We start from the raw sequence: 18,763 nt of genomic DNA, 5'->3' as shown, positions 1-18,763 counted from the left end.
ATGACTGGACGCATCGACAGAATCCGTTTTGAGGCCAGGCTGCTCCGGCCAGCGAGCCCGAAGGGGGCCTCCTGGGCCTTCCTGCTGCTGCCCGAAGGCGCGAGCGCGAAGCTGCCGACGCGGAGCATGGTCACGGTGGAGGGTACTTTCGCGGGTCGTCCTTTCCGGGCCACGCTGGAACCGGATGGCCAGGGCAGCCATTGGCTCAAGGTGAGCAAGGCGATGCGGGAGGCGGCCGGCGTCGGGGTGGGCGACGACGTCGCGCTGGAGATCGCGCCGGTGGCGCAGGAGCCGGAGCCCCGCGTTCCCGCCGATCTGCGCAAGGCCCTTGCGGCGGCGCCGGATGCCAGGGCGGTGTGGTCCGACATCACGCCCGTGGCGCGGCGCGACTGGATCCAATGGATCGTCACGGCGAAGAAGCCCGAGACGCGGGCGCGCAGGATCGCCAGTGCCTGTTCAATGCTCGCGTCGGGCAAGCGGCGGGCCTGCTGTTTCGATCGCTCCGGGATCTATGGCAAGAATCTCGGCGCTCCCAGGGCGGCAGAGTAGGGTAGCCGGCAACAGGATCAGGATAGGATCCAAGGTCTGAATGTCCCATCATGCCCGCAAGGCAAGCCAACTTTTCGGTCTTGCGTCCGTGGTTCGACAGCATCGCCACGAGCGGAATCCGCGGGAATCCGTAAGCAAGTACGGAATCTCCGCGATTATGGCAAGCACGCAGTCTCGGCGGTCATGTGTCGAGGAACTGCAACCGCGCCAGTTCGGCATACAGCCCGCCCTGGGCGAGCAGTTCGGCGTGGGTGCCCTGGGCGACGATGCGGCCGGCGTCCATCACCACGATGCGGTCGGCCTTGAGCACGGTGGCCAGGCGGTGGGCGATGACCAGGGTGGTGCGGCCTTCCATCAGCCGTTCCAGCGCCTGCTGCACGGCGCGCTCGCTCTGCGCGTCGAGCGCGCTGGTGGCCTCGTCCAGCAGCAGGATGGGCGCGTCCTTGAGCAGGGCGCGGGCGATGACGATGCGCTGCTGCTGGCCGCCGGACAGGCGCGCGCCGCGCTCGCCGAGCTGGGTGTCGAAGCCTTCCGGCAACTGGTCGAGGAAGGCTTCCGCCTCGGCGGCGCGGGCGGCGGCGCGCAGTTCGGCTTCGCTGGCGTCCAGGCGGCCATAGCGGATGTTCTCGGCGGCGCTGGCGGCGAACAGGGTCGGTTGCTGCGGCACCAGCGCGATCCGTTCGCGCAGTCGCACCGGGTCGAGGTCGCGCAGGTCCACGCCGTCGATGCGCACCACGCCGGACTGCGCATCGTGGAAGCGCAGCAGCATCGAGAACACCGTGCTCTTGCCCGCGCCGGAAGGGCCGACCAGGGCGACCGTCTCGCCCGGCTGCACGCTCAGGTCGAAACCGTCCAGCGCCGGCAGGTCCGGGCGGCCGGGGTAATGGAACACCACCTGTTCGAGCCGGATCTCCCCGCGCAGCGGCTGCGGCAGCGCGCGCGGCTGCACCGGCGGGTGGATGGCGGGCGTTTCCTGCAACAGTTCGGCGATGCGGCCCATGCCGCCGGCGGCGCGTTGCAGTTCGTTCCAGACTTCGGCCAGCGCGCCGACCGAGCCGCCGCCGATCAGCGCGTAGAACACGAACTGGCCCAGTTCGCCCTTGCTGATGCGACCGGCGATGACGTCGTGCGCGCCCGACCACAGCACCAGCACCACCGCGCCGAACACCAGCGTGATGACGATGGCGGTGACCAGCGACTGGGTGCGGATGCGGCGGCGCGCGGTGTCCACCGCGATGCGCACCGCCTCGGCGAAGCGGCCGGTCTCGTAGCCCTCGCGCGCGTGCGCCTGCACCGTGCGCACCGCGCCCAGCGTCTCGCTGGCGAGGTTGTTGGCGTCGGCGACGCGGTCCTGGGTGGCGCGCGAGGCCTTCTCCAGCCGGCGCGCGCCCAGCACGATCGGCAGCACCGCCAGCGGGATGCCCACCAGCGTGAACGCGGCCAGGCGCGGGCTGGTGACGAACAGCATCGCCAGGCTGCCGATGACGGTGACGGTGCTGCGCAGCGCCACCGACATGCTGCTGCCGACCACGCTGCGCAGCAGCTCGCTGTCGGCCGACAGGCGCGAGACCAGTTCGCCGCTGCGGTTGCGGTCGTGGAACTGCGCGTCCAGCGCGATGAGGTGCGCGTACAGCTGCCGGCGCAGGTCGGCGACGACCTTTTCGCCCAGCAGCGAGACGAAGAAGAAGCGCGACGCGCTGGCCAGCGCCAGCACCACCACCACGGCGAACACCAGCAGGAACACCTGGTCGATGTTGCCGCCGCTGCTGAAGCCGTCGTCGATCATGCGGCGGAACGCCACCGGGAAGCTCAGCGTCGCCGCCGAGGCCACCGCCAGCGCTGCCAGCCAGGCGGTGAACAGGCCGGTGTGCTTGCGCACGAACGGCCACAACGCGCGCAGCGTGCCCAGCCGCGCCCTGGCGGAAGTCTTCGGCGCGGATTCGGACGCGGGGGAGGTGTCGGTCATGGGGGCTGGAAGCGAGGAGTGAGCGCAGAGGAGTGAGGAGTGAGGAAATGGCAACAGCAACAGCGACAGCGGGTTGGAGGGCAAGTATGGGCGAGAAAGTGGAGCAGGCGTCCGCCATCGGCTCTTACTCACTCCTCACTCCTCTGCGCTCACTCCTCGCTCCACCGCACCCTGTCACGGGTGGCGTCGCGCAGCTGGTTTTTCAAGCCATCGACCCGATCGGCGGGCAGTTCGATGCGCAGGCGCGCGCCATGCTCGTCGAAGCTTTCCTCGTGCTTGTCGGCCGCGTGCAGCGCCATTTGCGCATATACGGCGCCGAGATCGTCGAAAGTGCAGGCCAGCGACAGCCTCTGCATGGCGATCAGCGGCCGCCTCGGCGCCAGCCGCAGGCATTCGGCGGCCGCGCCGCCATAGGCGCGCACCAGCCCGCCGGCGCCCAGCTTGATGCCGCCGTACCAGCGGGTAACCACCACCATCGCCTGGTCGAAGCCCTGGCCGTCGATGGCCGCCAGGATCGGGCGGCCGGCGGTGCCGGCAGGTTCGCCGTCGTCGCTGGAACGGTACTCGTCGCCGATGCGGTAGGCCCAGCAGTTGTGGGTGGCGGCGGCATCGGCGACCTGCGCGAGGAAGGCCAGCGCCTGCTCCGGCGTGGCCGCCGGCGCGGCATGGACCAGGAAACGGCTGTGCTTGACCTCCAGCAGGTGGGTCGCCGCCGCGACGAGGGTGTGGCTCATTCGGTCAGCAGCGCTTGCAGGTCTTCGGGCACCTTGCGGAAAGGATGCTCCTGCACGTACAGGCGCAGGCTGGCGGCGGCGCTGGCGCGGTCGCCCAAGTCGCGGCGCAGGCGGATGCGCTCGATCCAGTCGTCGCTGGACAGCTTGGCGTCCTCGGGCACCGGCAGTTGCAGGTCGGTGCGCTGGATCGGCGAGGGGGCGAACGCGGCGCGGTCCTGCGCCGGTTCCTCCGCCGGGGCCGCGCGGCGGGCCGCGTTCGCGCGCCGCTCCTGCTGCTGCAAGGCGCGCTGCTGGGTCTGCGCGCGGCGGGCGGCTTCGAGGTCGCGCGCATCCAGGGTCGCTTTGGCGGGACTGGCCTGTTCGGCGGTGTCGGCGTCGAGCGCACGGCCGGCGGCGGCCTGCGACGCGGGGGCCGAGACGGTGAGCGCGGGCGCCGGGGCGGCGGGAGCGGGCGGCGCAGGCGGCGAGGGCGGATGGAAAGCCGCAGGCGCGGTCTCGCCGCGCGCGCGTTGCGCAGGCGCGGCAGCGGCCGGTTCGGCGGGCGCCGGTGGCGGCACGGCCCTGGCCTGGCGCGGCGCAGCCGGCACCGGGCGCGGTGCCGTCGTTTCCTGGCGCGGACGGGATGGCTCGGGACTGGCGGCGGCGGGCGGCTCGGCAAGCTGCGCCGGCGGCGGCGAGGCCGTTTCCTCCGCGAAGGTGTCGCTTGCGGCCGCTTCCGGCGGCGGCGCGTCTTGCGCACCCGCGTCGGCGGAACCGACGAGCGAGGCCGACGGCTGCGCCTGCTCGACGATGGCCGGCGTTTCCTGCAACGGCCGCAACTGCCAGGCGATGCCGACCGCCAGCACCGCGGAGGCGGCCAGCCCGGCCGCCACCGGCCAGCGCGCGCGCCGGTACGGCTGCGGCGGGGCGGAGGCGACGGTGGCCGCGCGCGCGGCGGCCAGGATGCGCGCGTCCAGCTCCGCGGACGGCTGGGCGTGCGCGTCCAGCCGGGCCAGGCGTTCGGCCAGGGCGCGCTCCTCGGCGGTGAACGGTTCGCGCGCGCTCATTTGCCCAGCCTCGCGCGCAGCTTGTCCATCGCGTAGCGCAGCCGCGATTTGACCGTTTCCCGGCCCACGCCGGTGATGTCGCCTATCTGCTCCAGGGTCAGCTCCTGTTCCAGCCGCAGCAGCACCACCTCGCGCTGCTCGTCCGGCAGTTCCTCCAGCGCCTGCTGCAGGCGCCGGCGTTGCTCGAATTCCGACAGCTGCCGCTCCGGCGTGTCCGGATCCGGGACGCGGGCGGCGCGCTCGTCGGCGTCCTCCGGCGCGGGCGGGCGGTGCTTGAGCGCGCGCCAGTGGTCGTTGAGCCGATTGTGGGCGATCCGGTACAGCCAGGTGGTGAACGCCGCCTCCGGCTTCCAGCCGGCGCGCGCGGCGATGACCCGCTGCCAGACGTCCTGGAAGCACTCGTCGGCCAGCGCGGCGTTGCGCAGGTGGCGCATCAGGAAGCGGTACAGCGGCGCGCGGTGGCGGCCGTACAGCCGCTCGAACGCGCGCGCGTCCCCGGCCGCATAGGCCAGCATCAGGGTCTCGTCGGCGGGTTCGGCGGCGTCGTTCACCGCCATCAGCGTAAGCGCTGGGGCGGTCGCCGTGAAGCCACGCGCGGCGGATGCGCGGGGGCGGTGGTCCAGGCCGAGGGGGCAGGGCGACGGCAGAACGGCGGCGGCAGGCATGCATCTTGCAACGGCCGGGGACGGGCAACGGGGTTGGCGCCGGACTTGCGGTGCATGCACCTGCGGGCGCTATGCTCGGCCCTGGCAAGCGCGCCCTTGCCGCTTCCTGTCCCTCCTCCCAGCCAGCGACGGCATGTCGAACCGCAACGCAAGCAACGAAGTCGCCGCGCGTTCCGATGCGCTCTCCACGGTGTCGCGAATCCTCGCGCTGCTGCACGCGCGGCTGCCGGAAGGGGCGGCGCTGGCGGTGTGCTGGCGCGACTGGGCGCTGGGGCAGGACGGCGCGCAGTCGCCCGGCGCGCCGGATTCGCTGCGCCGGCAGGCCGAGCAGGCGCTGTCCGGGCCATCGTCCGGGCACGGGGCCGCCGGCGTGCTGGTGCATGCCTGGGACAATCCGGAATGCAACACGCGGATCGCGCTGGCCGTGGCGTCGCCGCGTGCGCTTTCGCCCGGCGAACAGGCCGACTGGCTGGCGCTGGCGCAGGGCTTCGTCGCGTTGATGCTCGACGCCATGCGCGCGCACGCGCGGGTGCTGTCGCTGGAGAAGTCCAAGCGCCTGCAGCAGGCGCTGTACGAGATCGCCGACCTGGCCGGCGCCGACCTGGAGATGCCGGAGATGCTGCGCCGCATCCACGTCGTCATCGCCACCCTGATGTACGCGGAGAACTGCTACATCGTGCTGTACGACGACCAGCGGCGCACCCTGCGCTTCCTCTACTTCGCCGACCAGAAGGACACCTACGTCGCCGACCCCGGGCGCGATTTCGGCGAGGAGGAGATGATCAACAGCATGACCTTCGCGCTGCTGCGCCACGGCCAGCCGCTGCGCGGCCCGTCGAGCGCGATCCGGCAGCGGCTGGGCCTGAGCCGCGATCCCAGCCAGGGGCCGGAAAGCCTGGACTGGCTGGGCGTGCCGATGCGCCGCGACGAGCGCGTCTGCGGCGCGATCGTGGTGCAGAGCTACGACACCCCGGCCAGCTACGACGACGAGGACCGCGCGCTGCTGGGCTACGTGGCCCAGCACATCCTCACCGCGCTGGATCGCCGGCACGCCCACGTCGAGCTGGAGCGGCGGGTCGAGCTGCGCACCCACGAACTGCAGCGCAGCAACCGCGACCTGCAGGCCGAGATCATCGAGCGCAAGCGCGCGGAGAAGCTGCAGGGCGCGCTGTTCCGCATCACCGACCTGGCGATCACTTCGGAGACGCTGGAGCGTTTCTACGCCGACGTGCACGCGGTGGTGGACGAGCTGATCAACGCGCGCAACTTCTACATCGCGCTGGTTTCCGAGGACGGGCAGGAGCTGCAGTTCCCGTACTCGATCGACGAGCGCGACGCGCTGCGCCGGACCCGGCAGATGGCCAAGGGCCTGACCGAGTACGTCATCCGCACCGGCAAGCCGCTGCTGGCCGACCGCGCGATCATCGGCGAGCTTTCCCGCCGCGGCGACGTGCTGCAGCACGGCCCGCCGGCCAACAGCTGGCTCGGCGTGCCGCTGCTGCGCGGCGAGGACGTGGTCGGCGCGGTGGTGGTGCAGAGCTATTCGCCGCAGGTCAGCTACACCCCGCACGACCAGAACCTGCTGGCCTTCGTCGCCCACAACATCGGCAACGGCCTGGCCCGCCAGCGCGCGCAGGAAAGCCTGCGCGCCGCCCACGCCGAGCTGGAGCGGCGGGTGGAGGAGCGCACCCGCGAGCTGGCCGACGCCAACACGCAGCTGCTGGCGCAGATCGGCGAGCGCCTGCGCGCCGAGCAGCGGCTGACCCACCAGGCCACCCACGACGCGCTGACCGGCCTGCCCAACCGCCCGCACCTGCTGGAGCAGCTGGCCGCGGCGATCCACCGCGCCCGGCATGGCGACGGCCAGGCGTTCGCGGTGCTGTTCCTGGACCTGGACCGCTTCAAGCTGGTCAACGACAGCATCGGCCACGCCGCAGGCGACGAGCTGCTGATCGAGGTGGCGCGCCGCATCACCATGAGCGTGCGCGCCAACGACGTGGTGTCGCGGCTGGGCGGCGACGAGTTCGCGATCCTGGTCGAGTACGCCGACGGCGACGAGAACGTGCTCGATCTCGCCCAGCGCCTGCTGGCGGTGCTGGGCCGGCCGATGTGGGTGGCCGGGCGCGAGCTGTTTCCCTCGGCCAGCCTGGGCATCGCGGTCTGGCACCCGCGCTACCGCAACGGCGAGGAACTGCTGCGCGACGCCGACGCGGCGATGTACCGCGCCAAGGAGGAGGGCCGCGACCGCTGCGCGATGTTCGACGAGGCGATGCGCGAGGCGGCGATGCACACGCTGGACCTGGAGGCGGACCTGCGCCGCGCCATCAACCACCGCGACTTCCTCGCCTACTACCAGCCGATCATCCGCCTGGACGACGGCGAGATCATCGGCCACGAGGCGCTGCTGCGCTGGCAGCACGAGCGCCGCGGCCTGCTGACGCCGCCCGAGTTCATCAGCCTGGGCGAGGACAGCGGCCTCATCGAGCAGGTCGACTGGCTGCTGTACGAGCAGGTCGTGCACCAGCTCGCGCGCGGCGGCGAGGGCTACATCTCGGTCAACGTGTCGCCGCGGCATTTCCGCTCGCCCAGCTTCGCCGACCGGCTGCTGTCGATGTTCGACGTGATCGGCGCCGACCCTTCGCGGCTGCGGCTGGAGATCACCGAGGTGGCGCTGCTGGACGACGCGCCGCGCACGTTGCGCACGCTGCGCACGCTGCGCCAGCACGGCATCCTCGCCCAGCTGGACGATTTCGGCACCGGCTTCTCGGCGCTGTCCTACCTGCACCGCTTCCCGATCTCGGTGCTCAAGATCGATCGCAGCTTCGTGGCCGGCATCGGCGACGAGGGCCGGCCGGAGAGCCTGGCGCTGGTGCGCGCGATCCTGGCGCTGGCCAGCACGCTGGGCATCGACACCATCGCCGAGGGCGTGGAAACCGAATCGCAGCGCCGCGCGCTGCTGGAACTGGGCTGCAGCTTCGGCCAGGGCTACCTGTTCGGCCGCCCCGCCGCCGAGGTCTGCAGCCAGGTGCTGGTGGCCTGAACCCCGGCGGCCGCGCGTCCGTGCGCGGCCTTGCCCTCAGTGTGCGATGCGCGGGGTGGCGTCGGCCTCGCGGGCCACGAGCTGGCGGCCCTGCTCGATCAGTTCGACGAACTCGCGGCGCAGGCCGTGGCGATCCCGGCCCTGGGCGCCGCGCGCGGCCCGCAGGGCGTCGTCCCACGACCAGCCGTCGATGTGCGTGCCGCCGCGCAGCAGGTCCGCGTAGGCGGCCACAGCACTGGCGAAGCGCAGCGACTCGCCGGGCGCATGGGTCAGCGAGGATGCCGGGATCGGCGTTTCGATCAGGCGGCTGGTGGACTGGCCGGGCAGCTTGTAGCGCAGGCGCAGGTGCGCCAGTTCGCCGTCGTTGCTGCCGGCGGGCGCAGCGGCGGCGTAGCGCAGCGCCGGCAGCCGCGTCGCGGGCGAGCCGGCCGGGGTGATCTCGTACAGCGCGGTGACCTCGTGGCCGGCGCCGATGTCGCCGGCGTCGACCTTGTCGTTGGCGAAGTCCTCGCGCGCGAGCACGCGGTTCTCGTAGCCGATCAGCCGGTACTCGGCGACCGCGGCCGGGTTGAACTCGATCTGGATCTTGACGTCGTTGGCGATGGTCAGCAGGGTCGCCTGCATCTGCTCGACCAGCACCTTGCGCGCCTCCAGCGGGCTGTCGATGTAGGCGTGCTGGCCGTCGCCGACGTCGGCCAGGCGCTCGGCCAGGTGGTCGTTGTAGTTGCCCTGGCCGAAGCCCAGCGTGGTCAGCGCGATGCCGGCCTTGCGCTGGTCGGCGACCAGCGTCTCCAGCGCGCCCTGGCCGACCGTGCCGACGTTGAAGTCGCCGTCGGTGGCGAGGATCACGCGGTTGACGCCGCCGCGGACGAACGCCTGCCTGGCCATCGAGTAGGCCAGGCGGATGCCGTCGCCGCCGTTGGTGCTGCCGCCGGCCTGCAGGCGATCCAGCGCGGCGAGGATCTCGTCGTGGCGATCGCCGGGCGTGGGCGGCAGCACCAGGCCGGCCGAGCCGGCGTAGACGACGATGGAGACGCGATCCTGCGCGCGCAGCTGCGGCACCAGCATCGCGAACGCCTGCTTGAGCAGCGGCAGCTTGTCGGGCGAATCCATCGAGCCGGAAGTGTCGATCAGGAACACCAGGTTGGACGGCGGCAGCGTCGCCTTCGGCACGTCGTAGCCCTTGATGCCGATCATCAGCAGCTGGCGCTGCGCGTTCCACGGCGCCGGCGCCAGCTCGGTGGTCACCCGGAACGGCGCCTGCCGGCTGGCGGGCGCGGGATGGCCGTAGTCGAAGTAGTTGATGAACTCCTCCACCCGCACCGCGTCGGCCGGCGGCCGCACGCCCTGGCGCAGCATCCGCCGCACGTTGCTGTAGCTGCCGGTGTCCACGTCGATGGAGAAGGTCGAGACCGGCTGCTCGCTGGCGCGCTGCACCGGGTTGTCCTCGCGCGCGGCGTACTTCTCGGTGTTGGCGACGGGAGCGGGGAGGCCGGCCTGCGGGGGCGGCACGAGGTAGGCGACGGATGGTGCGGGAGGCGCAGCGGGCGCGGGAGGTGTATAGGCCTCGCGCATGGCGCTTTCCGTGCGCGATTGCGCCGCCATCGCCCGCCGCTCGCGCGTGGCCTTGGCGGCATGGAGCTCGTAGGCGGCATCGGCGGTGGCTTCGGCAGGCGGTTCTGCCGCGGATTGCGCGACGCCGGAGGGCGTGGACTTGCAGGCGGCCAGCAGCGCGACGGCGAGCAGGCTCAGGCAGGCGAGACGGTGTTGCATGGCGGTTCTCCCGTGGTGGACAAGCCATCGAACGGGCCATGCCGGGGAGTGGGGTTGGACGTGCGCGCCAAAGGCGAGGCGGGTGGGGGGAGCGATGTGGGAGGCGGGCCGTGGGAGCGACGTCAGTCGCGACGTTTTCCATCGGTGAGGCCCGTCGCGACTGACGTCGCTCCCACGGTTGGAAATCCGGCTTCGGGCCGGTTATTCGACCCGCAGCCGGATCTCGCCGTCGCTCAGCCGCGCCTGCACGCGGTCGCCGCGTTCGACCTGCGCAACCGAGCGCACCAGCGTGCCGTCCTCGCGGGTAATCAACGCATAGCCGCGGGCTACCGTGGCCAGCGGGCTGACGGTTTCCAGCGAACGCGCCAGCGCGCGCAGCTTCAGCGCGTCGCGCCGCAGCGTGGCGACCATCGCGCCCTGCGGACGCAGGCGCAGGGCGTGCAGGCGTTCGCGTAGTTGCTGCAGCCGGCGCTGCGGCGAGCAGGTCCGCAGCACCGCGGCAGCATGGCGCAGCGTCGCGTGGCGGCGTTGCTGCTGCTGGTGCCATTGCTGCCGCAGCCGGCGCAGCGCGTCCTGCTGGCGGCGGCGCAGCAGGTCCAGCCGCGCCTGCGGCCGTTGCGCGTGCAGGCGCAGGAAGGCGCGGTCGGCGCGCTGGATGGCCTGGCGCAGGCGGTGTACTTGCAACGTCGCCAGCCGCCGTTGCAGCGCGCGCAGGCGGGCGATGGCATCGCGCTGGTCCGGCACCATCAGCTCGGCCGCCGCCGACGGCGTCGGCGCGCGCAGGTCGGCGGCGAAATCGGCGAGGGTGAAGTCGGTCTCGTGCCCGACCGCCGACACCACCGGCGTCGGCGAGGCGGCGATCGCGCGCGCCAGCCGCTCGTCGTTGAACGCCCACAGGTCCTCCAGCGAGCCGCCGCCGCGCGCCAGCAGCAGCGCGTCGTAGCGGCCGCTGGCGTTGGCGCGGGCCAGCATCGCCACCATCTGCGCGGCGGCCGTCTCGCCCTGCACCTGCACCGGCAGCACCTCCACCTGCAGCAGCGGCCAGCGCCGCGCCAGCACGCTGATCACGTCGCGCACCGCCGCGCCGGTGGGCGAGGTGATCACGCCGATCCGGCGCAGGTGGGCCGGCAGCGGGCGCTTGCGCTCGCTGTCGAACAGCCCTTCGGCGGCCAGCCGGTTCTTCAGTTCCTCGAACGCGCGGCGCAGCGCGCCTTCGCCGGCTTCCTCCATGTGGTCGAGCACCAACTGGTACTCGCCGCGCGCCTCGTACAGGGTCAGCCGGCCGCGCGCGAGCACGCGCAGGCCTTCGCGCGGGATGAACTTCAGCCAGCTGCTCTTGGGCTTGAACATCGCGCAGCGCACCTGCGCGCGCGCGTCCTTGAGGGTGAAGTACAGGTGCCCGGAGGCGGGGCGGGTGACGTTGCCCAGTTCACCCTCGACCCAGATCAGCGGGAAGGCGCTTTCGAGCAGGTCGCGCGCCAGCGTGTTGAGCTGGCTGGGCGTGAGGATGGCGTCGGCATCGGCGGTCATGCGGGAAGGATATACGCTCCGCCGCGCTCGCCGTTTTCCTCGTGCGCATGCCGCGGGCGGGCGCTTTCCCGATTACCCTGTCCGATGCCGGACGAGGACGGAAAACGCATGGCCCTGCACAAGACGACGATCCTGCTGCTGATGTCGGCGGCCCTGCTGGCCGGCTGCGCGCGCGAGCCGGCGCAGCCCGAGGCAGCGCCGGCCGATGCCTTTACCCGAGCATCGCCGCTGGAACTGCCGGCGCCGCCCGCCGCGGCGCAGCCGGATCTGCTGCTCGCGCCCGACGGCGAACTGCTGCTGAGCTGGGTGGAGCCGGGCGAGGCAGGCGGGCATCGATTGCGCTTCGCCCGCCGCGCCGTCGCCGCCGATGCGCGCTGGTCCGCGCCGCTGACCGTGGCCAGCGGCGCGGACTGGTTCGTCAACTGGGCCGATACGCCGCATCTCTACGCATTGAAGGACGGATCGCTGTGGGCGCACTGGTTGCGCCGCAGCGGCGACGGACCGCTGGACTACGGCATCGCGCTGGCGCGCTCGGGCGACGGCGGGCGCAGCTGGACGCCGGCGCAGCCGGTGCATCCGGCCGGCACGCCGGGCGATCACGGCTTCGTCGCGTTCTGGCCGCAGGACGACGCGCGCCTGGGCATCGCCTGGCTGGACAGCCGGCAGAAGGCCGCCGCCGGCCATCCGCCCGCGCACGACGGGCACGATCACGCCGGCGGCGCGCCGATGATGCTGCGCGCGGCGCTGCATGGGCCGGACGGCGCGCAGCAGGCCGAGTGGCCGCTGGACGCCTCGACCTGCGACTGCTGCACCACCGCCTCGGCGACGACCGGGCGCGGGGTGGTGGTGGTCTATCGTGGTCGCGACGCCGGCGAGATCCGCGACATCCGGCGGGTGCGCTTCGACGGGCAGGGCTGGAGCGCACCGCGCGAGGTGCATGCCGATGGCTGGCGGATCGCCGGCTGCCCGGTCAACGGGCCGGTCGCGGCGGCGCGTGGCGACACGCTGTGGGTGGCCTGGTACACCGAGGCCGGTGGCCTGCCGGAACTGCGCGCGGCGCGTTCGGACGATGCCGGCGACAGTTTCGGGGCGCCGGTCATTGTCGCCCGCGGCGAGCAGGTGCTGGGCCGGGTGGCGATGGCGCTGGCCGGCGAGCACCTGCTGCTGGCGTGGCTGGAACAGGAGGCGGCTTCGCAGCGCCTGCTGCTGGCGCGCTATGCGCTGAACCTGGAAGCGCCGGTAATCAGCGAGGTCGCCCGGCTGGCGGCGAAGGGGCGCGCCAGCGGCCTGCCGCGGCTGGCGGCCACGCATGACCGGGCCTGGCTGGTGTGGACCGATGCGGCGGAAGGACGGCCGCTGTTGAAAGGCGCGGTGGTGCGTTAGGGAAGCGTTGAACGAATCTCCTTCCCTCGTCATTCCCGCGTAGGCGGGAATGACGGGGGAATGACGGGACGGGAACGACGGGCATGAATGGACTTGTCCGGAAGTCCTTCGGGAATCGGCCCGAAACAGTAATGAATCCCCCTTCCCACCGTCATTCCCGCGAAGGCGGAAACCCAGTGCCTTTGCTTTCAATGGCTTGAAGTCGCTGGGTTCCCACCTACGCGGGAAAGACGGGGAATGACAAGACGGGAACGACGGGCATGAATGGATTTGTCCAAAAGTCCCTCGGGAATCCGCCCAAAACAGCGATGCGAACGCGATTGCACCCGCCGTCAGCCTGCGCGGCACCGATACCGCCTAAAATGCCGCCATGCACGACGCCGTCTCCCGCCCCACGCCGCCCGCCAACGCCGCCGCCTGGCCCCGCCGGATCACCCATGCCGTCGCCGTCGGCGCGGTGAAGCTCGGCGGCGGGCACCCGGTGGTGGTGCAGTCGATGACCAATACCGATACCGCCGACGTCGCCTCCAGCGTCAGGCAGGTGGCCGAACTGTGGCGCGCCGGCTCGGAGATGGTGCGGCTGACCGTCAACAACGCCGAGTCGGCCGCGGCCATCCCGCGCATCCGCGACAAGCTGGAGATGATGGGCGTCGACGTCCCGCTGATCGGCGACTTCCACTACAACGGCCACCAGCTGCTGGCCGCCGAGCCGGCCTGCGCGCAGGCGCTGGCCAAGTACCGCATCAATCCCGGCAACGTCGGCTTCGGCAAGAAGAAGGACACCCAGTTCGCCCAGCTCATCGAGTTCGCCATCCGCTACGGCAAGCCGGTGCGCATCGGCGCCAACTGGGGCTCGCTGGACCAGGCGCTGGCCGCGCAGCTGATGGACGAGAACTCGCGCCGCGACGAGCCCTGGGACGCCGGCCGCGTGCTGCGCGAGGCGCTGATCCGCTCGGCGCTGGATTCGGCGGAAAAGGCGGTCGAACTGGGCCTGCCGCGCGATCGCATCGTGCTGTCGGCCAAGGTGTCCGGCGTGCAGGAGCTGATCGCGGTCTATCGCGACCTGGCGCAGCGCTCTGACTTCGCCCTGCACCTGGGCCTGACCGAGGCCGGCATCGGCAGCAAGGGCATCGTCGCCTCGTCGGCGGCGCTGGCGGTGCTGCTGCAGGAAGGCATTGGCGACACCATCCGCATCTCGCTGACGCCCGAACCCGGCCAGCAGCGCACGCAGGAGGTGATCGTCGCGCAGGAACTGCTGCAGACCACCGGCCAGCGCGCGTTCACGCCGATGGTCACCGCCTGCCCGGGCTGCGGGCGCACCACCTCCGAGTTCTTCCAGGAACTGGCCAAGGTGGTGCAGGAGCACGTGCGCGGCAGGATGCCGGAGTGGAAGGTGAGCCACCCGGGCGCGGAGAACATGACCCTGGCGGTGATGGGCTGCGTGGTCAACGGCCCGGGCGAATCGCGCCAGGCCAACATCGGCATCTCGTTGCCCGGCACCGGCGAGGCGCCGGCCGCGCCGGTGTTCGTCGATGGCGAGAAGAAGGTGACCCTGCGCGGCGACAACATCGCGCAGGAGTTCCTCGCGCTGATCGACGACTACGTGGAAACCCGCTACGCGCGTGGCCCCGGCTGAGGCCCTCGCGCAGGGCCTGCGCTTCATCGCCGGGCTGCTGCGGCACAACGCCTGGCGCATGGCGCTGCTGTTCGCCTGCCTGCTGGCGCCGCTGTGGCTGTTCGTCGAACTGGCCGACGAGGTGCACGAGCTGGAGGCGTTCTTCTTCGACGACGCGCTGCTGCTGCGGGCGCGCTCAATGGCCACGCCGGGGCTGGACCGCTTCTTCGTGTTCCTCTCGGCGATCGGCTACCAGTGGGGCGTGGTGCCGGCCGACGTGGCCCTCTCGCTGGCGCTGCTGGCGCTGCGGCGCTGGCGCGAGGCGAGCTTCGCGATCGTGTCGTTCACCGGCTCGGCGCTGCTGAACATCGCCACCAAGCAGTTCTTCCAGCGCGAGCGCCCGTCGCTGTGGGAATCGATCGCCCCCGAGCACACCTTCAGCTTCCCCAGCGGCCACGCGATGGGCTCGATGACGCTGGCGATGGTGGTCGCGCTGCTGGCCTGGAACACGCGCTGGCGCTGGCCGGTGGCGGCGCTGGCGGCGGCCTTCGCGCTGCTGGTGGGCGTGTCGCGCATCTACCTGGGCGTGCATTACCCCTCCGACATCCTAGGCGGCTGGGCGGCCGGCATGGCGTGGGTGGCCGGCATCTACCTGCTGCTGTACCGCGACCGCTGGCGCCTGCGCTAGCCCCTAGCCTCTAGCCCCTGCTAGTACTCGATGCAGACCCGGTTGCGCCCCTCGCTCTTGGCGCGGTACAGCGCGGCGTCGGCGGCGGCCATCATCCGGCTGCAGGTGTCGCGCGCCGGGTTCAGCGCGGCGATGCCGATGCTCACGGTGATGTGTTGCGGATCGCCACCGGGGGTGAACAGCACCTCGGCCACCGCCTCGCGCAGCCGTTCGGCGAAGCCGTAGGCCGCCTCCGCCCCGCATTCGGGCAGCAGCACCGCGAACTCCTCGCCGCCGATGCGCGCGGCGGCATCGTCGTTGCGCGCGTGCCGGCGCACCAGTGCGGCGATCTGGCGCAGCACGTTGTCGCCGGAGATGTGCCCGTAGCGGTCGTTGATCGGCTTGAACAGGTCCACGTCGATGATGCACAGGGTCAGCGGCCGCTGGTGGCGCATCGCGCGGGCGATTTCCTTCTCCACCGTCTCGATGAAGTGGCGGCGGTTGTACAGCTCGGTCAGCGCGTCGTGGGTGGCGAGCTGGTAGATCTCCTCGTGGTAGCGCGCCTCGACGCTGGCGTGGCTGATGAACTTGAGGATGCTCTCGCCGAGGGTGACGTGATCGCCGTCCTGCAGCACGGCCTCGCGCACCGGCTCGCCGTTGACGCGGGTGGCGTTGGTGGCGTCGAGGTCGCGCACGCGGTATTCGTCGCCCTCGCGCCAGATCTCGCAATGCCGCCGCGAGACGCTGTTGTGCGGGATGTGCAGGTCCGCCTCCTGCGAGCGTCCGACCACGACGGCGCGCTCGTCGATGTCGGCGCGCCGGCCCAGGCCCTCGCCGTGGATGACGACCACGCAGGCCGAGCGCGGCGAGAGCGGACGCGGCCCGTCGCTGATCACCGTGCGCAGGGTGGTGTGCGGGTCGTGGTTGGCGGAAGCCATGAGCGGGATGGGACGCGGGGAGACGGGTGGCTGGCGAGTGTAGCCGAACGCCGTCGGGGTTCCTGCGCTTCCCGTAAAATGGCCGCCTGTTCAGGGGGGAGCGCCACGATGGCCGCGCACGAAGACTTGGACCGTACCGAAATCCTGGTCACCCGCCTTCCCGGCCTGGCGCCGGACGGCGAGCCGTCCTTCGGCACCGGTGTCGAGCTGGGCCGCTACCGCCTCGATGCGCTGCTCGGTCGCGGCGGCATGGGCGAGGTCTACCGCGCCGAGCAACTGGAGCCGGTGCGCCGCACCGTCGCCCTCAAGCTGCTGCGCGCGCGCCGGATGGAAGCGCGCCACCTGGCCTACTTCGAGGTCGAGCGCCAGATGCTCGCGCAGATGCGCCATCCGGCCATCGCCCAGATCTACGACGCCGGCGCCACCGCCGAGGGTTTCCCGTTCTTCGCGATGGAATACATCGAGGGCAGCCCGGTCACCGAGTTCTGCCGGCAGCGCCGGTTGCCGTTGCGCGAGCGCATCGAGCTGTTCGTGCGCATCTGCGAGGGCGTGCAGCACGCCCACCAGAAAGGCGTGATCCACCGCGACCTGAAGCCGGGCAACCTGCTGGTCGCCGAGGTGGATGGGCGCCCGCTGCCGAAGATCATCGATTTCGGCATCGCCACCGCCGCGACCCGCGCGCTGGGCGATGGCGAGCACGAGCGCGCCGGCACCCCCGAGTACATGAGCCCGGAGCAGGCCGGTGCCGATCCCGCCGGCATCGACACCCGCAGTGACGTGTATTCGCTGGGCGTGATCCTGTACGAACTGCTGGCCGGCCAGCGCCCGTCGATCGCCGGCGAGACCCGGCAGGCTTCGCAACAGACCCTGCCGCTGCCGTCGGAGAAGCTGGCGACGCTGCCGCCGCAGCAGGCGGACGACATCGCCCGGGCCTGCGGCACCCGCGCGGCCGGCCTGCAGCGGCTGCTGCGCGGCGAACTGGACTGGGTGGTGGCGCGGGCCATGCGCCACGAGCGCGCCGAACGCTACGCCTCGGCGGCGGAACTGGCCGAGGATCTGCGCCGTTTCCTCGACGGCCGGCCGCTGCAGGCGGTGCCGGCCAGCCGTCGCTACGTGTGGGGCAAGTTCGTCCGCCGCCACCGCAGCGCGCTGGCCGCCGCCGCGGCGGTGCTGCTGGCGCTGCTGGGCGGGCTGGGGCTGTCGCTGTACGGCTTGGCCCAGGCGCGCACGCAGCGCGCGATCGCCGAGCAGCGCAGCGGCGAACTGGGGCGGGTGGTCAGCTTCCAGCAGTCGATGCTGGAATCGATGGACATGCCGCTGCTGGGCGCGCGCATGGGCCAGGAACTGCGCCGGCAGGTGGCCGCGGCCGCGCCCGGCGAACAGGCGCGTTTCGACAGCCTGCTGGCGCGCGCCGACACCACCGATGCCGCCCGCCGGCTGGTCGACGCCGCCCTGCTGGACAGCGCCGAAAGCGCCATCGATCGCGATTTCGCCGACGACCCGCGCCTGGCCAGCGACCTGCGCGAATCGATTGCGCGCGTGCAGGCATCGCTGGGCCTGCATGCCAAGGCCGCCACCGCCTTAGGCAAGGTGGCCGACTACCGCAGCGGCGCATTCGGCGCGGCCGCGTCGGAAACGCTGCGCGCGCGCCAGGCGCAGGTGCAGGCGCTGATCGAATCCAACGAACGGGAACGGGCCGCAGCGCAGCTCGAACGCGCGCTGCCGCATGCCGCCACGCTGCCCGGCAACGATCCGGTCCGGGTCCGGCTGGAACTGGCGCAGGCGCAGCTGGTTTCCGCCAGCGGCGACCGTGCGGCCGGCAAGGCGCTGCGCCAGGCCCTGCTGGAACGGCTGGTCGCGCAGCATGGCGAGCGCGACCCGATGGTGCTGGAGGTGCGCAACGACCTGGCCGCTTCGCAGCGCGCGCTGGGCGAGATGCAGGAGGCGCGCGCCAACATGGAGAGCGTGCTGGCGACACGCCGCGAAACGCTGGGCGCCGATCACGAGGACACGCTGAACGCACAGGGCAACCTGGCGGTGTTGAGGATGATGGGCGGCGAGAAGAAGGGCGCGTTGGAGCTGCAGCGCGAACTGGCGGCGCTGCGCGTGGCCCGCCTAGGCAACGAGCACCCGGTGAGCCTGTACACGCGCGCGACGCTGGGCGCGATGCTGGCCGACAGCGGCAACGCCGGCGACGCGCTGCCGCTGTTGCAGTCGGTGCTGGAGGCGAGCGAACGCGTGCTCGGCGCCGAGCATTCCGACACCGTGCGCATCCGGCTCAACCTCGCCACCACCCATGCGCGCCTGCACGACTACGCCGCCGCATTGCCGCTGGAGCGGCAGGTGCTGGAAGTGCGCGGCCGTCGCCAGGGCATGCAGCATCCCGACACGCTGTCGATCCTGATCAACCATGCCGGCACCCTGCACCGGGCCGGGCGTTCGGCTGAGACGCTGAAGCTGCTGCACGACGCCGCGCCGGTGGCGCGGCAGGTGCTGGGCAACAAGCACCCGCAGACCCATCGGATGCTGCTGATCCGCGCCGAAGCCCTAATGGCGCTGGGCCAGCGCGAAGCCGCGCTGGCGGTCCACCGCGAACGCGTCGCGCTGCTGCAACGGGTCCTCGGCGAGCAGCACCACGACACGCTGCAGGCGATATGGCAGATGAGCGCGGCGTACAGGAAGGTCGGCCATGTCGCCCAGGCCGACTCCCTGCACCAGCGCCATCTCGTCCCATTGCTGGAAGCCCGTCCCGGCACGCTGACCGAGCCGCAGCAGGCGCTGGCCGACGCCATCCGCTCGGGCAGGGATCCGTTGAACTAGCATTCCCTTCCCTTCTCCCGCTCGCGGGGTGGGGGAA

At 71.9% G+C, this 18,763-nt stretch carries 13 protein-coding genes; 6 read left to right on the top strand and 7 right to left on the bottom strand.

The annotated features are described in order from the left end of the window. On the top strand, positions 1-549 hold the full coding sequence (locus AAG688_RS11495) for a YdeI/OmpD-associated family protein (RefSeq protein WP_411832376.1): 549 nt from the start codon (positions 1-3) through the stop codon (positions 547-549). A 181-nt stretch (positions 550-730) separates the two neighbouring features. On the opposite strand, the gene AAG688_RS11490 is transcribed toward AAG688_RS11495, so the two are convergent. The 4 genes from AAG688_RS11490 to AAG688_RS11475 form a co-directional block, all read right to left on the bottom strand. After that, positions 731-2,515, bottom strand: coding sequence for an ABC transporter transmembrane domain-containing protein (locus tag AAG688_RS11490; protein WP_411832375.1), 1,785 nt, complete (start codon positions 2,513-2,515; stop codon positions 731-733). Between the two features lie 149 nt (positions 2,516-2,664). Next, positions 2,665-3,249, bottom strand: a complete 585-nt coding sequence (locus AAG688_RS11485) for an IMPACT family protein (RefSeq protein ID WP_411832374.1) — start codon at positions 3,247-3,249, stop codon at positions 2,665-2,667. Next, positions 3,246-4,295: a hypothetical protein gene (locus AAG688_RS11480; RefSeq protein ID WP_411832373.1), complete on the bottom strand. Its 1,050-nt coding sequence runs from the start codon at positions 4,293-4,295 to the stop codon at positions 3,246-3,248. The genes AAG688_RS11485 and AAG688_RS11480 overlap by 4 nt, the downstream gene beginning before the upstream one ends. After that, the gene (locus tag AAG688_RS11475; protein WP_411832372.1) at positions 4,292-4,852 is read right to left on the bottom strand and encodes an RNA polymerase sigma factor; all 561 of its coding nucleotides are present in this window, start codon (positions 4,850-4,852) and stop codon (positions 4,292-4,294) included. Before AAG688_RS11475 ends, AAG688_RS11480 begins: the two co-directional genes overlap by 4 nt. A 241-nt stretch (positions 4,853-5,093) precedes the next feature. On the opposite strand from AAG688_RS11475, the gene AAG688_RS11470 reads away from it, so the two are divergent. Then, a complete protein-coding gene (locus tag AAG688_RS11470; protein ID WP_411832371.1) occupies positions 5,094-8,000 on the top strand; it encodes an EAL domain-containing protein in 2,907 nt (968 codons plus the stop codon). Positions 8,001-8,036: 36 nt separating this feature from the next. Here the strand turns inward: AAG688_RS11470 and AAG688_RS11465 are convergent, their stop codons facing one another. Both AAG688_RS11465 and xseA read right to left on the bottom strand, forming a co-directional pair. Beyond that, positions 8,037-9,773, bottom strand: coding sequence for a vWA domain-containing protein (locus AAG688_RS11465; RefSeq protein ID WP_411832370.1), 1,737 nt, complete (start codon positions 9,771-9,773; stop codon positions 8,037-8,039). A gap of 201 nt (positions 9,774-9,974) precedes the next feature. Further along, positions 9,975-11,303 carry an exodeoxyribonuclease VII large subunit gene (xseA, locus tag AAG688_RS11460; protein ID WP_411832369.1) on the bottom strand — a complete coding sequence of 443 codons (1,329 nt, stop codon included), beginning with the start codon at positions 11,301-11,303 and terminating at the stop codon, positions 9,975-9,977. 108 nt (positions 11,304-11,411) lie between these two features. Between xseA and AAG688_RS11455 the strand changes: the two genes are divergently transcribed. From AAG688_RS11455 to AAG688_RS11445, 3 genes are all read left to right on the top strand, one after another. After that, entirely contained in the window at positions 11,412-12,686 is a 1,275-nt protein-coding gene (locus AAG688_RS11455; RefSeq protein ID WP_411832368.1) for a sialidase family protein, read from the top strand. 370 nt (positions 12,687-13,056) lie between these two features. Further along, positions 13,057-14,322, top strand: coding sequence for a flavodoxin-dependent (E)-4-hydroxy-3-methylbut-2-enyl-diphosphate synthase (gene ispG, locus AAG688_RS11450; protein WP_411832367.1), 1,266 nt, complete (start codon positions 13,057-13,059; stop codon positions 14,320-14,322). Between the two features lie 58 nt (positions 14,323-14,380). Next, positions 14,381-14,989: a phosphatase PAP2 family protein gene (locus AAG688_RS11445; protein ID WP_411834992.1), complete on the top strand. Its 609-nt coding sequence runs from the start codon at positions 14,381-14,383 to the stop codon at positions 14,987-14,989. Between the two features lie 20 nt (positions 14,990-15,009). Here the strand turns inward: AAG688_RS11445 and AAG688_RS11440 are convergent, their stop codons facing one another. After that, on the bottom strand, positions 15,010-15,906 hold the full coding sequence (locus tag AAG688_RS11440; RefSeq protein ID WP_411832366.1) for a diguanylate cyclase: 897 nt from the start codon (positions 15,904-15,906) through the stop codon (positions 15,010-15,012). A gap of 108 nt (positions 15,907-16,014) precedes the next feature. Here AAG688_RS11440 and AAG688_RS11435 point away from each other — a divergent pair, with 108 nt between their 5' ends. Next, on the top strand, positions 16,015-18,726 hold the full coding sequence (locus AAG688_RS11435) for a protein kinase domain-containing protein (protein ID WP_411832365.1): 2,712 nt from the start codon (positions 16,015-16,017) through the stop codon (positions 18,724-18,726). Positions 18,727-18,763: the final 37 nt, after the last annotated feature.

The organism is Pseudoxanthomonas mexicana (assembly GCF_046736355.1).
Classification (GTDB): domain Bacteria; phylum Pseudomonadota; class Gammaproteobacteria; order Xanthomonadales; family Xanthomonadaceae; genus Pseudoxanthomonas_A; species Pseudoxanthomonas_A mexicana_B.
Note: the sequence above shows the minus strand (reverse complement) of the source record. Positions and strands in the feature narration are given on the sequence as shown.

What these genes read in the sequence shown, in the direction of transcription:
- AAG688_RS11475 (WP_411832372.1), bottom strand. Translation starts at nt 4,852, where the DNA reads ATGGCGGTGAACGACGCCGCCGAACCCGCCGACGAGACCCTGATGCTG.
- AAG688_RS11465 (WP_411832370.1), bottom strand. Translation starts at nt 9,773, where the DNA reads ATGCAACACCGTCTCGCCTGCCTGAGCCTGCTCGCCGTCGCGCTGCTG.
- AAG688_RS11455 (WP_411832368.1), top strand. Translation starts at nt 11,412, where the DNA reads ATGGCCCTGCACAAGACGACGATCCTGCTGCTGATGTCGGCGGCCCTG.
- AAG688_RS11480 (WP_411832373.1), bottom strand. Translation starts at nt 4,295, where the DNA reads ATGAGCGCGCGCGAACCGTTCACCGCCGAGGAGCGCGCCCTGGCCGAA.
- AAG688_RS11445 (WP_411834992.1), top strand. Translation starts at nt 14,381, where the DNA reads ATGGCGCTGCTGTTCGCCTGCCTGCTGGCGCCGCTGTGGCTGTTCGTC.
- AAG688_RS11490 (WP_411832375.1), bottom strand. Translation starts at nt 2,515, where the DNA reads ATGACCGACACCTCCCCCGCGTCCGAATCCGCGCCGAAGACTTCCGCC.
- AAG688_RS11470 (WP_411832371.1), top strand. Translation starts at nt 5,094, where the DNA reads ATGTCGAACCGCAACGCAAGCAACGAAGTCGCCGCGCGTTCCGATGCG.
- ispG (WP_411832367.1), top strand. Translation starts at nt 13,057, where the DNA reads ATGCACGACGCCGTCTCCCGCCCCACGCCGCCCGCCAACGCCGCCGCC.
- AAG688_RS11485 (WP_411832374.1), bottom strand. Translation starts at nt 3,249, where the DNA reads ATGAGCCACACCCTCGTCGCGGCGGCGACCCACCTGCTGGAGGTCAAG.
- AAG688_RS11440 (WP_411832366.1), bottom strand. Translation starts at nt 15,906, where the DNA reads ATGGCTTCCGCCAACCACGACCCGCACACCACCCTGCGCACGGTGATC.
- AAG688_RS11435 (WP_411832365.1), top strand. Translation starts at nt 16,015, where the DNA reads ATGGCCGCGCACGAAGACTTGGACCGTACCGAAATCCTGGTCACCCGC.
- xseA (WP_411832369.1), bottom strand. Translation starts at nt 11,303, where the DNA reads ATGACCGCCGATGCCGACGCCATCCTCACGCCCAGCCAGCTCAACACG.
- AAG688_RS11495 (WP_411832376.1), top strand. Translation starts at nt 1, where the DNA reads ATGACTGGACGCATCGACAGAATCCGTTTTGAGGCCAGGCTGCTCCGG.